Source organism: Shewanella sp. cp20, assembly GCF_000832025.1.
GTDB lineage: Bacteria > Pseudomonadota > Gammaproteobacteria > Enterobacterales > Shewanellaceae > Shewanella.
The window spans coordinates 1-14,879 of the sequence record NZ_JPII01000055.1; the positions used below are offsets into that span (position 1 = coordinate 1).

At 54.6% G+C, this 14,879-nt stretch carries 10 protein-coding genes, 1 tRNA gene and 1 rRNA gene; 8 read left to right on the plus strand and 4 right to left on the minus strand.

The window, feature by feature from the left end:
• The 3 genes from rrf to DB48_RS18975 all read left to right on the plus strand — a co-directional run.
• Window positions 1–85 (plus strand): 5S ribosomal RNA (gene rrf, locus DB48_RS19760); the annotation flags it as partial.
• A gap of 23 nt (window positions 86–108) precedes the next feature.
• Window positions 109–185 (plus strand) — tRNA-Asp (locus DB48_RS18970).
• Window positions 186–504: 319 nt separating this feature from the next.
• Entirely contained in the window at window positions 505–1,779 is a 1,275-nt protein-coding gene (locus tag DB48_RS18975; protein ID WP_041511758.1) for a CinA family nicotinamide mononucleotide deamidase-related protein, read from the plus strand.
• Between the two features lie 74 nt (window positions 1,780–1,853).
• On the opposite strand, the gene DB48_RS18980 is transcribed toward DB48_RS18975, so the two are convergent.
• The 3 genes from DB48_RS18980 to argE all read right to left on the minus strand — a co-directional run bounded on the left by DB48_RS18980 (window position 1,854) and on the right by argE (window position 6,314).
• On the minus strand, window positions 1,854–2,393 hold the full coding sequence (locus DB48_RS18980) for a DUF1439 domain-containing protein (RefSeq protein ID WP_041511759.1): 540 nt from the start codon (window positions 2,391–2,393) through the stop codon (window positions 1,854–1,856).
• Entirely contained in the window at window positions 2,393–5,029 is a 2,637-nt protein-coding gene (gene ppc / locus DB48_RS18985; protein ID WP_041511760.1) for a phosphoenolpyruvate carboxylase, read from the minus strand. The genes DB48_RS18980 and ppc overlap by 1 nt, the downstream gene beginning before the upstream one ends.
• 127 nt (window positions 5,030–5,156) lie before the next feature.
• Window positions 5,157–6,314 (minus strand): acetylornithine deacetylase, encoded by a 1,158-nt coding sequence (argE, locus tag DB48_RS18990; protein WP_041511761.1) that lies wholly within the window; start codon window positions 6,312–6,314, stop codon window positions 5,157–5,159.
• Window positions 6,315–6,590: 276 nt separating this feature from the next.
• On the opposite strand from argE, the gene argC reads away from it, so the two are divergent.
• From argC to argH, 5 genes are all read left to right on the plus strand, one after another.
• Window positions 6,591–7,571, plus strand: coding sequence for an N-acetyl-gamma-glutamyl-phosphate reductase (argC, locus tag DB48_RS18995; protein ID WP_041511762.1), 981 nt, complete (start codon window positions 6,591–6,593; stop codon window positions 7,569–7,571).
• Between the two features lie 28 nt (window positions 7,572–7,599).
• Window positions 7,600–8,385 (plus strand): acetylglutamate kinase, encoded by a 786-nt coding sequence (argB, locus tag DB48_RS19000; protein ID WP_041511763.1) that lies wholly within the window; start codon window positions 7,600–7,602, stop codon window positions 8,383–8,385.
• A 42-nt stretch (window positions 8,386–8,427) separates the two neighbouring features.
• Window positions 8,428–9,333, plus strand: a complete 906-nt coding sequence (locus tag DB48_RS19005) for an ornithine carbamoyltransferase (protein WP_041511764.1) — start codon at window positions 8,428–8,430, stop codon at window positions 9,331–9,333.
• 53 nt (window positions 9,334–9,386) lie between these two features.
• Window positions 9,387–10,610 carry an argininosuccinate synthase gene (locus DB48_RS19010; RefSeq protein WP_041511765.1) on the plus strand — a complete coding sequence of 408 codons (1,224 nt, stop codon included), beginning with the start codon at window positions 9,387–9,389 and terminating at the stop codon, window positions 10,608–10,610.
• A gap of 79 nt (window positions 10,611–10,689) precedes the next feature.
• On the plus strand, window positions 10,690–12,051 hold the full coding sequence (gene argH, locus DB48_RS19015) for an argininosuccinate lyase (protein ID WP_041511766.1): 1,362 nt from the start codon (window positions 10,690–10,692) through the stop codon (window positions 12,049–12,051).
• Between the two features lie 170 nt (window positions 12,052–12,221).
• Here the strand turns inward: argH and DB48_RS19020 are convergent, their stop codons facing one another.
• Window positions 12,222–14,792 carry a penicillin-binding protein 1A gene (locus tag DB48_RS19020; protein ID WP_041511767.1) on the minus strand — a complete coding sequence of 857 codons (2,571 nt, stop codon included), beginning with the start codon at window positions 14,790–14,792 and terminating at the stop codon, window positions 12,222–12,224.
• Between the last annotated feature and the right edge of the window lie 87 nt (window positions 14,793–14,879).

Below are 14,879 nucleotides of genomic sequence, written 5' to 3' on the forward strand. Positions count from 1 at the left end.
ATCCCATCCCGAACTCAGAAGTGAAACGCAATCGCGCCGATGGTAGTGTGGGGTCTCCCCATGTGAGAGTAGGTCATTTCCAGGCGCCTAATTTGGGCTTAGCCCAAAGGAGCGGTAGTTCAGTTGGTTAGAATACCGGCCTGTCACGCCGGGGGTCGCGGGTTCGAGTCCCGTCCGCTCCGCCAACATTAAGATGAAAGCCCTAGCAGAAATGCTAGGGCTTTTTTCGTTTTGGCCTTTTCCAATCTCTTTTGATTAATCCTCTCTTTCTTATGGTGTTTCAGCCTTAGTCATTGCGACGCTATCGAGCGCCAATCGGCATTTGTTGCTCGTAATAGTGGCCAAGATCGCCGGTGTGCTTTTACCTAAAACCGAGAATCTGTAAAGCGGGCATAACGCCACCTTGCATGAATATCGAACATGCTGCCTTGCTCCCTATTGCTATTGCCCCCGGCCTTACCTACCTTATGGCCAAGTGAAATGTCTTAGTTTCAAGGGATGGATATGAAAATAGAAATGATCTGCACTGGTGAAGAGGTGTTATCCGGACAGATAGTCGATACCAATGCGGCATGGGCAGCAAATGCCTTGATGGATCAAGGCATAGAGATGCAGCAGCGGATCACGGTAGGCGATAGATTGGATGATCTGGTCGAGGTGTTTCGGCAACGCAGCGAGCACGCCGATGTCATTCTGGTGAATGGCGGACTGGGCCCAACCAGTGACGATATGTCTTCCGAGGCGATGGCAATGGCCAAGGGGGAGCCCTTGGTGGAGTGCACGCTGTGGCGGGAGCGCATCGAAGAATGGTTTACGCGTAACGGTCGACACATGCCCGAGAGCAACCTGAAACAGGCGATGTTACCCGCATCGGCCATCATGGTGGATAACCCTGTCGGCACAGCTTGTGGTTTTCGCGTCAAACTCAATCGTGCCTGGCTCTTCTTTACGCCCGGGGTACCCTTCGAATTTAAGAAGATGGTGACCGAGCAGTTTATCCCATTTGTGGAGCAGATCGCCGATAGCCACGTCGAAGTCGAGGTGCAGAAACTACTGACAATCGGTCAGGGAGAATCTGCACTGGCGGATAAGCTCGAGGGCATGCCGCTTCCTGAGGGGATGACCTTAGGGTATCGTTCCTTCATGCCCTATATCGAGATTAAGCTGTTCGCTCGAGGGGTAGAGGCTATCGCCGAGTTAGATAGGGTAAAAGATGACGTGCTTGCACGTTTGGGCGATGCCGTGGTGGGGCATAACGTGACCTCTCTGGCACAGGTGATCCACAACGGGCTGCTATCTTCCGGTAAGCGTTTGAGTATTGCCGAGTCCTGTACCGGCGGCATGATTGCCAACAACCTTGTGGCCTTTGCCGGCAGCTCCCAATATCTGGATCAGGGACTAGTGACCTATAGCAACGAGTCCAAGGTTAGGGTGTTAGGGGTTAAGCCTGCAACCCTGGACGATCACGGCGCTGTGTCTATCGCTACGGTTGAGGAGATGGCCAAGGGCGCCAGAGGCTTGCTAGACAGCGACTATGCGCTGGCTACTAGTGGTATTGCCGGACCCGAAGGTGGCAGCGAGGCGAAGCCAGTAGGGACGGTTGCGATTGCTCTGGCGACCCGGCAAGGCGTGTATAGTCAGATGCTTAAGTTTCCCGCGCGTTCCCGGGAGTTGGTGAGACAGCTGAGCACGGCGGTTGCGCTGGATATGCTAAGGCGTGAGCTGCAAGAGTCGCCGGTATTGGTGGACTATTCCTCTTATCCGAGATTTGCGAGATAGCTAAATAGGCATGAAGGCGCCTAGCGTTAAGGTGTTAACGTTAAGCGCCTAAAACAGGGAGGCTTGAGGTAGAATTAATCCTTAAAGATGAGGTTAATTTTGCCCGGGACGACCTGGATGCGTTTGGTCATCTCGGCGACAAGCGCCTGATTACCCTCCTGGGTATCGAGTACATACACAGGTTGGGTCTCAAGAAAATGGGTGATGAAGCTCATGAGCTGCGGGCTCACCTGGCCTATGGCCTGTTCGAGATCTTTTGGATTAGAGCTCAGGCTCACCAACGCGAGGTCTCTCAGATAGAGGCTGTGCTGTTCGGCATCATACCAAGGCTTGGCTTCGAACTCGGCTGTCATGGTGGCATCGAGAGGCATCAGTGGGTTGGCCACCTTAATTAGACTGCTCGCTGTGATCGCCATGGTATCAGCCTTGTGACCAAGCTTGACCTTCACATCGTTGATCTTCATCTCTATGCCGAAGAAGCGATTGCCCTCTTTGACTTCGAAATGCATCTCGTCGTTGAGGTAGCTGCTGAGCTGGCGCTCGCTGATGCTGTATTGACTGACACAGGCAGTCAAAGTCAGCATCAGCAGGCCTATTAGGGCTAAGTTTCTCATTAACCCGTGTTTCTCATGCCCGCCGCGACGCCGGCGATGGTGAGCATCAGTGCCAATTCGACATTGTTCGAGCCGGCCTGCTCCTTACGGGTACGCGCCAAGAGTTCGGCCTGGAGGAAGTTGAGCGGGTCGATATAGGGGTTGCGTAACTCGACCGACTCACGGTTCCACGGGGTATGCGACATGAGCGCATCGGACTGCGTCAGCTCCAATACCACCTTAATGCCTGTCGCCATCCGGGAGCGTAACGCCTCACCCAGGTGATGTAGCTCTTTTGGTACCAGACAGGTCTCATAGTATTTAGCCAGATTGGGTTCTGCCTTGGCGTAAACCATCTCTAGCATGGAGATACGTGTCTCGAAGAAGGGCCAATTCTGCTCCATCTCCCTTAGCAGGGGGAGTTCGCCGCGGTCGGCCGCCTGTTGCAGCGCCTCGCCGGCTCCCAGCCAGGCGGGGAGCATCAAGCGGTTTTGCGACCAGGCGAAGATCCAGGGGATAGCGCGCAGGCTCTCGATACCGCCATCCACCCGGCGCTTGGCGGGGCGACTGCCCAGCGGTAGCTTGCCTAGCTCGACCTCTGGTGTAGCCGCGCGGAAGTAGGCAACAAAGTCGGGCTCCTCTCTCACTATGGCGCGGTAGGCGCTGACCGAGTCACTGGCGAGTCGCTCCATCGCCTCGCGCCATTCAGGCTTAGGCTCTGGCGGTGGCAACAGGGTGGCCTCCATCACGGCAGAGGTATAGAGCGCCAAACTCTGCACCGCCAGCTTAGGCAGGCCAAACTTGAAGCGGATCATCTCCCCTTGCTCTGTTACGCGGATACGGCCATCTACCGAACCCGGTGGCTGTGACAGGATCGCCTTGTGAGCGGGTCCGCCGCCACGGCCTATGGTGCCGCCACGACCATGGAACAGGGTTAGTTTGATGTCGGCTTGGTTGCAGACCTTAACCAGTTTTTCCTGCGCACTGTATTGTGCCCAGGCGGCCGCCATGACCCCGGCGTCTTTGGCCGAGTCGGAGTAACCTATCATTACCTCCTGGCTGCCCTTGCAGTAGCCGCGGTACCAGTCGATGTCGAATAGCGCCGAGATGCAGGTGGCGGCGTTGTTGAGATCGTCTAAGGTCTCAAACAGTGGTACCACGCGCATTGGGTGCTGGCATCCCGCCTCTTTTAAGAGCAGGAGTACAGTGAGTACGTCCGACGGCTGGCTTGCCATGGAGATAACATAGGAGCCAAGGGCCTTAGGTGATTGGCTGGCGATCAACCTGACCGTGCTGATCACCTCGGCAACTTCGGCACTCGGCGCCCAGTTGTGGGGGATCAGCGGGCGCTTGCCGCTCAGTTCCCGCAGCAGGAAGGCTTGTTTCTCATGTTCGTCCCAGTGGTCGAAGTCACCCAGGCCCAGATAACGGGTCAGTTCGGCGATGACGTCGCTGTGACGCTGTGCATCCTGGCGGATATCCAGACGCAGCATATGGATGCCGAAGCAGGCCAGGCGGCGCAGCATATCCAGCAGCAGGCCGTTGGCAATCAGGCTCATGCCCGAATCGGTCAGGCTGCGATAGAGCAGGCTCAAGGGCTGCTTGAGATCGTCTTCGTGCCAGATCAGGGTGTCGAGATCTACCTCTGGCGAATGTCCCTCTAGACGGGCATTTAAGTAGTCTATGGTGTCGCGCAGCTTCTGCCTCAGCTCGCGTAGCACCACGCGGTACGGCTCATGGCTGTTGTCGGTAAGGGCTAGCAGTTCCTCGTTGGCTTCCTCCATCGACAGCTCGTTGACCAGTAAGACCACATCCTTCAGATAGAGGCGCGCAGCCGTGTGGCGGTTACGATCCAGCACTTCCTGGGTGACCTTGGCGGTAACGAACGGGTTGCCGTCACGGTCGCCGCCCATCCAGCTGGAGAAGCGGATAGGGGCGATGTCGCTGGGGAGCTGTTTGCCGGTGCGCTCTTCGACCTGTTCGTTGAGCTGACGCAGAAAATCGGGAATGGCTTGCCAGAGCGAGGCCTCTATGGTGCTGAGTCCCCAACGCGCCTCGTCGACCGGGGTTGGACGCTCGTGGCGTATCTCGTTGGTGTGCCAGATCTGGGCGATAAGCTGTCTGAGCCTGAGATGATTCTGTTTCTTCTCGCGCTCGGTGAGCTGTGGGTTTTCCAGGGTGGCGAGACAATCGACCACGGCGGAGTATTTCTGAATCAGGGTACGACGCGAGATCTCTGTTGGATGCGCTGTGAGTACCAGATCGATATCCAGTGTCTGCAGGCACTCGAGCATCTTGTCTTGATCTATGCGTCCGTTGAGCATGCGTCCGAGGAGCTGATCCACGGGATCCGGCACGCACACCAGCTCGTCACAGTTACGGCTGATGGTATGAAACTGCTCGGCGATATTGGCCAAGTTGAGAAATTGGTTGAAGGCCTTGGCAAAGGGGACCAACTCTTCGTCGGGTAGGGCCGCCAGTAGGGTAAGCATCTGTTCCCTGGCGGTATCGTTGCCTTGGCGTGAGCTCTTGGCCAGGTGTCTGATCTGTTCAATCTTGTCTAAAAAGGGCTCGTCCATGTGTGTGCGAATGGTATCGCCTAATATTTGGCCTAACGTGCCCACATTGGATCGCAGCGACGCGTACATATCTGTCATAAATGCTCCATACCCACGAGTTAATCAATCACCTTACCTAGGCTATCAGGTTTAGGTCAATACAGCATATCTTCATATCGTATGCTTATGTGTTCTATATCACCCTGCGTGAATTTTTTAAGTGATCCTATGAGGTTTTGATGCAGGCGTGGTACATCAACTGCTTGAGTAAGTCGACTGTTTTGTTGATATAGGCGGTGTCCAGGTACTCGTCCGGCTGGTGTGCCTGCTCTATGCTGCCTGGCCCCCAGACCAAGGTTTGACACCCAAGTTGCTGAATATAGGGCGCCTCGGTAGCGTAGTTGACCACCTCGGGAGCCTGGTTCGACAGCTCGGCGACCAGCTGGGACCATTGGGCATCGGCCTGCCCCGCGAAGGGTTGCGAACCGGGATAGAGCTGGCTAATGCTGATGGCTCCCGGGTAGCGCTGGCTCAGATCGGCGAGATACTGGGTCAGTAGCTGTTCCAGCGCCTCTAACGGCAGACCAGGTAGCGGACGAATATCCAGGTGCAGATCGCAGCAGCCACAGATACGGTTGGCGGCATCCCCGCCATGAATATGGCCGAAATTCATGGTGGGATAGGGCACGCTAAAGGCCTCTTCGCGGTAATGTTCGGCCAGATGTTGCTTCAGCTTAAGGAGTTGGCCGATTACCTGATGCATGATCTCTATGGCGTTGAGCCCCTTGGCGGGATCCGAGGAGTGACCGCTACGACCCGTGATGCGAATGCCCTGTGCCAGATGGCCTTTATGCATATAGACGGGTTTAAGGCCCGTGGGCTCGCCGATTAAAGCGTATTCGGGGGCGATCGCCTTAGACTGGGCGAAGGCCTTGGCACCATTCATCGTGGTTTCTTCATCGGCGCTGGCGAGTATGTAGAGTGGCCGGATAAAGTCCTGCGTCGGCATCTGGCGTACGGCCTCGATAACCAGGGCGAAGAAGCCCTTCATGTCGCAGGTGCCCAGCCCATACCAGCGATCATCTTTCTCCGTCAGGGTAAAAGGATCCTGGCTCCAGCGCCCCTCGTCGAAGGGCACAGTGTCTGTATGCCCTGCCAGTAATAGTCCACCTTGCCCCTGGCCAATTTTGGCCAGCAAGTTGTATTTGCCTCTTGTGTTGGGGACGGCCAGCATCTGGCAGTCGAAGCCGAGATCGGCTAGCCATTGACTGAGCAGACTCACCACACCTTGGTTACTCATGTCGAGTTCTGCTTCCAGGGCGCTGATGGATGGGGTGGCGATCAGCTCGCGAAAGGATTGCTTGATGTCGGGAAAGTTTTTCATCATTTGACTCAATTCACCAATTTAATTAAAAAATATCTATTCAGTAATATTGCATAATTAGTTTATTGTGTTAGTCTATCAAACAGCTAAAACAAGCGCCATTATTAAAGGCTTAACTTAGAGATAAAAAATGAACAATTTCTTCTTACTTTTTGCATATAAGGTTAGCTGTAATCACTTCCTGCGACGATAATCTTGTCATATTGGTATCTATACCAGGGCTTAAGTCGTGCCCCTCTCTTTTTTACCGTTAACACAATATAGAAGTCATAAAGTATGAAAAGCATAGCGATAATTGGCGCCAGTGGTTACACAGGTGCTCAGGTTACTTCACTGATTCAGGCCGATGAGCAGCTTAAGATTCAAGGGCTCTATGTCTCTGAAAACAGTTTGGATAAAGGCAAAACATTAGCCAGCCTGTATCCGGTTTATAGTCATATCGATCTCTGTTTAGCCCCGCTGACGGAGCAGGCCAAGCTGGCCATAGTCGAGCAGGCCGATGCCGTGGTATTGGCCACAGATCATGGCGTGAGCCTGCATCTGGCAGCCTGGTTTTATCAGGCGGGTCTGGCGGTGTTCGATCTAAGCGGTGCCTACCGTTTTGCCGATAGTGAGCAATATCCCAAGTGGTACGGTTTCGAGCATCTCTATCCTGAGGTGTTGGCCGAGGCAGTCTATGGGCTGGCAGAGTGGAATGCCGAGGCAATCGCCGCCAGCAAGATGATTGCGGTGCCAGGTTGTTATCCCACCGCCTCACTAACGGCGTTAAAACCCCTGAAAGACTTGATGACAGATAGCCTGCCGGTGATCAATGCCGTTAGCGGTGTGACTGGTGCAGGCAGAAAGGCCCAGCTACATACGAGTTTCTGTGAGGTGAGCCTGACGCCCTACGGTGTCCTAGGCCACAGACATCAACCCGAGATCGCCACTCAGCTGGGACAGGAGGTGATCTTTACGCCTCACCTGGGCAATTTTAAGCGCGGCATCCTGGCCACCATCACGGTGCAGATGAAGCCTGGTGTGAGCGAAGCCGATATTGCCAAGGCCTATGAGGTGTATGAGTCGGCACCCTTGGTGAATGTGTACCATAATCAATTTCCTAAGGTTGATGATGTGGTGCATACCCCCAACTGCCTGCTGGGATGGAAGTACGATCCCCTCAATGGTTATCTGGTGGTGGCGAGTGCCATCGACAATCTGATGAAAGGTGCGGCCAGTCAGGCGCATCAATGCATAAAGATTCATTTTAATTATTAATGTTGTCACCTGTGAGAGAGAAGTAGCTATGTCGGCAAACAAGAAAACCTTAGTGCTTAAAGTGGGTGGCGCCCTGATGCAGTGTGAGATGGGGCTGGCACGCCTGATGGCGAGCGCGGCGAACATCATCAAGTCGGGGCAATCAGTCATTCTGGTGCATGGCGGCGGCTGCCTGGTGGACGAACAGCTCAAGGCCAATGGAATGGAGACTGTAAAGCTTGATGGTCTGCGCGTTACGCCCGAAGAGCAGGTACCTATAGTGGTCGGCGCGCTGGCGGGCACCTCTAACAAGATCTTACAGGCCAGTGCGGTCGAGGCGGGTATCACCTGTGTGGGCATGAGCCTGTGTGACGGCGCCATAGTGAATGCGGCGATCAAAGACGAACAGCTCGGCTTCGTGGGGGAAGTGTCGCCCAATGACCCGACTTACCTGAACTTCCTGTTGGCCCAGGGCTGGATGCCGATTGTCAGTTCGATCGCCGTGGATGACGCGGGCAATCTGCTTAACGTCAATGCCGACCAGGCTGCGACTGTGATCGCCAAGCTGGTGGAGGGGCAACTGGTGCTGTTGTCCGATGTTAGCGGTGTGCTCGACGGCAAGGGACAGTTGATCAAGACCCTGGATAAGGCCCACGCCGATGAGTTGACCAAGCTAGGCGTCATCGAGAAGGGAATGAAGGTCAAGGTCGAGGCGGCATTAGAAGTTGCCCAGTGGATGGGGCAGCCGGTACAGGTCGCCTCCTGGCGTGACGCGGAGCAACTGAGCGCGCTCGAGAAGGGCGAGTCTATCGGCACTCAGGTCATGCCACATTAATTAAACGGAACATGAGAACAGGTTTCATCTAGGAGTAGATATATGAATCACCTACTATCGATAAAAGAGCTTAATCAGCAGCAGTTGATCGACTTACTCGCCTTAGCGAAGACGATCAAGGCCAACCCAGAAGACTATCGCAAGGCACTCGACGGTAAGAGTGTGGTGATGTTATTCGAGAAGCCATCGCTGCGTACTCGCGTGAGCTTCGATATCGGTATTAACAAGCTAGGTGGTCATTGTCTCTACCTGGATCAGCAAAACGGTGCTCTGGGCAAGCGTGAGCCGGTATCTGATTTTGCCGCCAACATCTCCTGCTGGGCCGATGCAATCGTGGCGAGAACCTTTGCACATTCGACCATAGAAGAGCTGGCCGAGCATGGCAGCGTGCCTGTGATCAATGCGCTGTCCGACATGTACCATCCCTGTCAGGGGCTGGCCGACTTCCTGACCCTGGCCGAGCAGTTCGATGACGTCAGCAAGGTTAAGCTAGCCTATGTCGGTGACGGCAATAACGTGACCCACTCGCTCATGTATGGTGCGGCGCTGTTGGGTGCCAAGATGACGGTGATCTGTCCCCAAGGCCACTTCCCCGACGGCCAGGTGGTGCTCGAGGCCCAAGCCATCGCCGAGGCCCATGGCGGCGAGTTGGTATTGAGCTCGGATGTCGAGGCGATCGCAGGCCATGATGCCATCTATACTGATACTTGGATCTCCATGGGAGACAACGCCAGTCTAGACGAGATCAAAGCCAAATTTGCTCCCTATCATGTCGATAGCGACATGATGAATAAGGCGGGAGCTAAATTCTTTATGCACTGCCTGCCAGCTTATCGCGGTGTCGAGGTGGCTGCCGAGGTGGTCGATGGGACCGGCTCACTGATCTTGCAACAGGCAGAGAACCGCATGCATGCGCAAAATGCCGTATTAGTGACCCTACTGAGTTAATGAATCTTCCCAATAGCGATTGGGCCAACGAATTGAGTATTTAGGAAAACAAAATGTCTAGCGAAAACAACAAAGCATCGGTGAAAAAAGTGGTACTGGCCTACTCAGGTGGTCTGGATACATCGGCGATCATTCCTTGGCTAAAAGAGACCTACGACAATTGTGAGATCGTGGCCTTCTGTGCCGACGTGGGGCAAGGTGAGGCCGAGCTTGAGGGGCTACATGAGAAGGCGATCGCCTCGGGCGCATCCGAATGTCATATCGTTGATTTGAAAGAGGAGCTGGTGGCCGATTATATCTATCCTACCATAGCCACAGGCGCCATCTATGAAGGCACCTATCTGCTGGGCACCTCTATGGCGCGACCAATTATTGCTAAGGCTCAGGTAGAAGTTGCCCGCAAGGTAGGCGCCGACGCCGTATGTCATGGTTGTACCGGTAAGGGTAACGACCAGGTGCGCTTCGAGGGCTGTTTCGCCGCCCTGGCACCGGATCTTACCGTTATCGCCCCGTGGCGTGAGTGGAGCATGGTGAGCCGTGAAGATCTGCTGGATTATCTGGCGGAGCGCAACATTAAGACCACAGCATCGGCCACTAAGATCTATAGCCGTGACGCCAACGCCTGGCACATCTCCCACGAAGGTGGCGAGCTGGAGGATCCATGGAACGAGCCGAGCAAAGAGGTGTGGACCATGACGGTCGCGCCGGAAGATGCTCCCGATGAGCCAGAGTATGTGTCGGTGGAGATGGAAGCGGGTCGTATCACTAAGGTGAACGGCGAGGCGCTGACACCTTACGGCGCCTTGATGGCGCTCAACGAGATTGCCGGCGCCCACGGCGTGGGACGTATCGACATCACCGAAAACCGTCTGGTGGGCATGAAGTCCCGTGGCTGCTACGAAACCCCGGGTGGTACAGTGATGTTTGCCGCACTTAGGGCGATTGAAGAATTGGTACTGGACAAGACCAGCCGCGAATGGCGTGAGCAGGTTGGTGCCAAGATGGCGCATCTTGTTTATGACGGTCGTTGGTTCACGCCTCTGTGTGAATCCCTACTGGGCGCCTCCAAGCCGCTGGCAGATTTATTGAATGGTGAAGTCGTGCTGAAGCTGTATAAGGGGCAGGCACAGGCAGTGAAGAAACGTTCACCTAATAGCTTGTATTCTGAAGAGTTTGCGACCTTTGGTGAAGACGAAGTCTATAACCAGAAAGATGCGGAAGGCTTCATTCGTCTCTATTCTCTGGCGAGCCGCATCCGGGCGCTTAACGTTAAGTAGAGTCGACTAGGTTATAAGGGGCGGCGACGCCCCTTCATTTTTAGAACAGGTTTTAGAGCAGATTTTAGAGGATACAGAGATGGCATTATGGGGCGGAAGATTTAGCCAAGAGAGCAGCGCACTGTTTAAACTTTTCAATGACTCCCTGCCGGTCGACTATCGTCTGGTGGAAGAGGATATTGTCGGTTCCATTGCCTGGGCCGATGCCATCACGGGCGTGGGTATTCTCACTCAGGAGGAGTGCCAGGCGCTCAAACAAGCGCTACAAGCGTTGCTGGCCGAGGTGAAGGATCAGCCTGAGACCATATTGGCCTCGGGCGCCGAAGATATTCATAGCTTCGTCGAGCAGGCCTTGATCGCCAAGGTGGGCGATCTGGGTAAGAAGTTGCATACCGGCCGTTCGCGTAACGATCAGGTGGCGACCGATTTGAAACTCTGGTGTAAGAAGGAAGGCCAGGCGCTGCTTGAACTGCTAACGCAACTGAAAGGGGCGCTGTTGTCACTGGCCAGTCGTGAGCTGGATGCCGTGATGCCGGGTTACACCCATCTGCAGCGGGCGCAGCCTGTGGCCTTCGGTCACTGGTGTCTGGCCTATGTGGAGATGTTTGAGCGTGATATCAGCCGTCTGCAAGACTGCTTGCAACGTCTCGATACCTGTCCGCTCGGCACCGGCGCGCTGGCCGGTACCGCTTATCCCATGGATAGACATGCGCTAGCCAAGTCTTTGGGATTTGCCTCGCCAACCCTTAATAGCTTAGATACTGTGTCTGACCGTGACCATGTGGTCGAGTTATGTTCCGATGCCGCCATCAGCATGATGCACCTGAGCCGCATGGCAGAAGATCTCATCTTCTTCAACAGTGGCGAGGCGGGCTTTATCGAGCTGGACGATCAGGTCACCTCGGGCTCTTCGCTCATGCCACAGAAGAAAAACCCAGATGCACTCGAGTTGATCCGTGGCAAGACGGGCCGGGTCTATGGCAGCCTGATGGGCATACTGACCACCATGAAGGCCCTGCCACTCGCCTATAACAAGGATATGCAGGAAGACAAAGAGGGTCTGTTTGACGTAATGGACAGTTGGTCTATCTGTTTGGAGATGGCTGCGCTGGTGCTCTCTGGCCTAAAGGTCAACAGAGAGAATACCCTATCGGCGGCACAGCAGGGCTATGCCAATGCAACCGAGCTGGCTGATTATCTGGTGGCCAAAGGCATGCCCTTTAGAGAGGCGCATCATGTGGTGGGTGAGGTGGTAGTCGAGGCGATTGCCCAGAAGAAGCCTATCGAAGAGTTCGAGCTGGCTAGCCTGCAGGCGTTCGCCGCTGTCATTGAGGAAGATGTATATCAATGTCTGACGATCGACTCTTGCCTGGCAAAACGTGAGGCCTTGGGCGGCACGTCATTGACTCAGGTGAAGGCGACGTTAGCGGCTAAGGCCTAAAAAGATAATATCTGCCTAATCAATTGATTAAAAAACCTGCAGTCGCAGGTTTTTTTACATCTAAAGTTTTATTCGCTTCAAAAAATTGGCGCTATGAATTCACTAAAAAATGGCCTAAGGCTAGTGAAATTCACTGGGCTGGTGGCGAGTGGCACCAGCCCTGTTGACGGTTATTGGAAGAGATCTTCCACCGAATCGTCGATAAAGATATCTTCCTGAGTCTGAGCCTCGGTCGCAAATTCCTTAGGCTCGGTTCCCTGGATGAAATACTCGAACTTGGTGGTGTAGTCTGTCTTGCGGCTTAATTTACCCGTAGCCAGGTCGATACGGGCCGACACTATACCTTCCGGTGGTGGCGACGGCAGTTCGGGCGTGCCCTGGAGGGCATTTTTCATAAACTCGTTCCAACCCGGACCGGCTGTCTTGGCACCAGCTTCGGCACCCGAGATCTGATCTTTCGCGCCGTTGGTGTTCCATGCGGTGCGGCCCAGTTCGATGCTGTGATCATCGAAGCCCACCCATACTGTGGTGGCCAGCGTCGGCGAAAAACCACTGAACCAGGTATCTTTCGATTCGTTGGTGGTACCTGTCTTACCGGCGATATCGCGGCGGTTGACGACGCGTGCGGCGCGCCAGGCAGTGCCGTTCCAGCCCGTGCCTTTACTCCAATCGCCGCCGCCCCAGATAACACTCTTGAGCGCTTCGGTGATCAAGAAGGCGGTCTGTTTGCTGATGATCTGTGGCGCATGGCGAGCCGTGCTCGGACAGCTAGGATCTTCAGAAACTATCTTTTGGCTGGCGATCTCCTGACTCGCGTCCTCTTGGCCTGGCAGCTCTTGTGCCATGGCGGCAAACGGATCGTCCGCTGGAAGCGTCTGCGGCTCGACTAGCTCAGGTGTACAGGCTAGGGTTGGGTTGGCTTCTTCTATCGTCTGATCGTAGGCATTATCGATATGGTCGATAAAGTAAGGCTCTACCCGGTAACCGCCGTTAGCAAATACCGAGAAGGCGGTGACTACCTGTAGCGGCGTAACCGAAGGTGACCCCAGGGCAAGGGATTCGTTTTGCGGCAGATCTTCACGGTCGAAACCGAATTTCACCAGGGTGTCGATGGCGCTTTCCAGCCCGGTATAGCGCATGGCGCGTACCGACATGACGTTGATCGATTGTGCCAGTCCCACCCTTAGGCGTGTCGGCCCCGTATACTTATCGGGGGAGTTCTTAGGACGCCACGCCGTGCCCTGACGAATATCGGCATTGTTGATAGGAGCGTTGTTGATAAGCGTCGCCAGGGTATAACCTTTTTCCAGTGCACCTGTATAGATGAAGGGCTTGATGTTGGAACCTAGCTGACGTTTGGCCTGAGTAACGCGGTTGTATTGGCTGGTGTGGAAGCTGTAGCCACCGACCAGGGTCTTGATGGCGCCATCCTTAGGATCCAGTGAGACGATGGCGCTGGCCACCTCGGGGATCTGAGACAACTGCCAGATGTTACCATTATTGCGGATCCAGACCTGTTCACCAGCCTTGAGGATCTCGCCTGCTGTCTTGGGGGCCTTGCCTTGGCGCTTGTTGCTGATGAATTTACGTGCCCACTTTAGTCCTTCCCACTCGAGGGTGAGGGTCTCACCTTTGGCGTTGATGACCTTGACACTCTGCTCGGCGACCTCGGTGACGGCAGCAGGCTCGAGTCCCTGGAAGCCTTTAGTCTGCTTAAGCTGCGCAACGATTTGAGTCTGGTCTAGCTCGGTTGAGGCATCGGCCTCCCATAACACCTTGGTGGCGCCGCGATAGCCGTGGCGCTCGTCATAGGCGTAGACGTTATTGCGTAGTGCCTCCTGGGCCAACATCTGCAGGCGAGAATCGACCGTGGTGTAGACGTTGTAGCCGCCTGTATAGGCTTCCTCTTCACCGAGTGTATCAACCAGGTAGTCGCGGGCCATCTCTGAGATATAGGGGGCGTAAAGCTCTACCTCGGCGCCATGATACTTGGCGGTGATCGGAGCCCTTATCGCCTCTTGGTACTCGTCCTGAGTAATGTTCTCTTTCTCTAGCATACGGCTGAGTACCCAGTTACGGCGATTCATCGCTCGGGAAGGGTTACGTATCGGGTTGGCCGCAGAAGGTGCCTGGGGCAGGCCGGCGATCATGGCCATCTCTGGCAGGGTGAGCTCGTGGAGTTCCTTACCATAGTAGACCTGAGCGGCAGCGCCGACACCATAGGCACGGTTACCCAGGAAGGAGCGGTTGAGATAGAGGGTTAAAATCTCTTTCTTGCTGAGGGCCTTCTCAATTTTGAGAGCCAGAAAAATTTCTTTGATCTTACGAATATAGGTTTTCTCTCTGGAGAGAAAGAAGCCGCGGGCAACCTGTTGGGTGATGGTACTCGCCCCCTGGCTCTTCTTACCCGTGGTGGCCAGAATCACGGCGGCACGTATGATGCCGATGGGATCGATACCCTTGTGTTCGAAGAAACGGGCATCTTCTGTATCGAGTACCGCATTAATCAATTGTTGCGGCACCTGCTCATATTCAACAGGAATGCGGCGTTTTTCGCCAAATTGTGAAATTAATTTGCCGTCCATGCTGTAAATTCGTAATGGAGTTTGCAATTTTACGGTTTTAAGAGTGGTAACATCGGGGAGGTCCGGCAGCACATAAAAATAGGCTGCAGCAATTGCGCCTATTCCCAAAAGGGCTAGGCTGAACAGAGCGATGGTAATTCGTTTAAACCACTTCACCAGATAATTCCAATAAATTTAGCAGGCACAATAGTATATAAGGCGAGCAGCTATTGGTGAAGCAAAAATGGTTGTCAAAAAAATGGC

What these genes read in the sequence shown, in the direction of transcription:
- argC (WP_041511762.1), top strand. Translation starts at nt 6,591, where the DNA reads ATGAAAAGCATAGCGATAATTGGCGCCAGTGGTTACACAGGTGCTCAG.
- ppc (WP_041511760.1), bottom strand. Translation starts at nt 5,029, where the DNA reads ATGACAGATATGTACGCGTCGCTGCGATCCAATGTGGGCACGTTAGGC.
- DB48_RS18975 (WP_041511758.1), top strand. Translation starts at nt 505, where the DNA reads ATGAAAATAGAAATGATCTGCACTGGTGAAGAGGTGTTATCCGGACAG.
- argH (WP_041511766.1), top strand. Translation starts at nt 10,690, where the DNA reads ATGGCATTATGGGGCGGAAGATTTAGCCAAGAGAGCAGCGCACTGTTT.
- DB48_RS19005 (WP_041511764.1), top strand. Translation starts at nt 8,428, where the DNA reads ATGAATCACCTACTATCGATAAAAGAGCTTAATCAGCAGCAGTTGATC.
- DB48_RS19010 (WP_041511765.1), top strand. Translation starts at nt 9,387, where the DNA reads ATGTCTAGCGAAAACAACAAAGCATCGGTGAAAAAAGTGGTACTGGCC.
- DB48_RS18980 (WP_041511759.1), bottom strand. Translation starts at nt 2,393, where the DNA reads ATGAGAAACTTAGCCCTAATAGGCCTGCTGATGCTGACTTTGACTGCC.
- argB (WP_041511763.1), top strand. Translation starts at nt 7,600, where the DNA reads ATGTCGGCAAACAAGAAAACCTTAGTGCTTAAAGTGGGTGGCGCCCTG.
- argE (WP_041511761.1), bottom strand. Translation starts at nt 6,314, where the DNA reads ATGAAAAACTTTCCCGACATCAAGCAATCCTTTCGCGAGCTGATCGCC.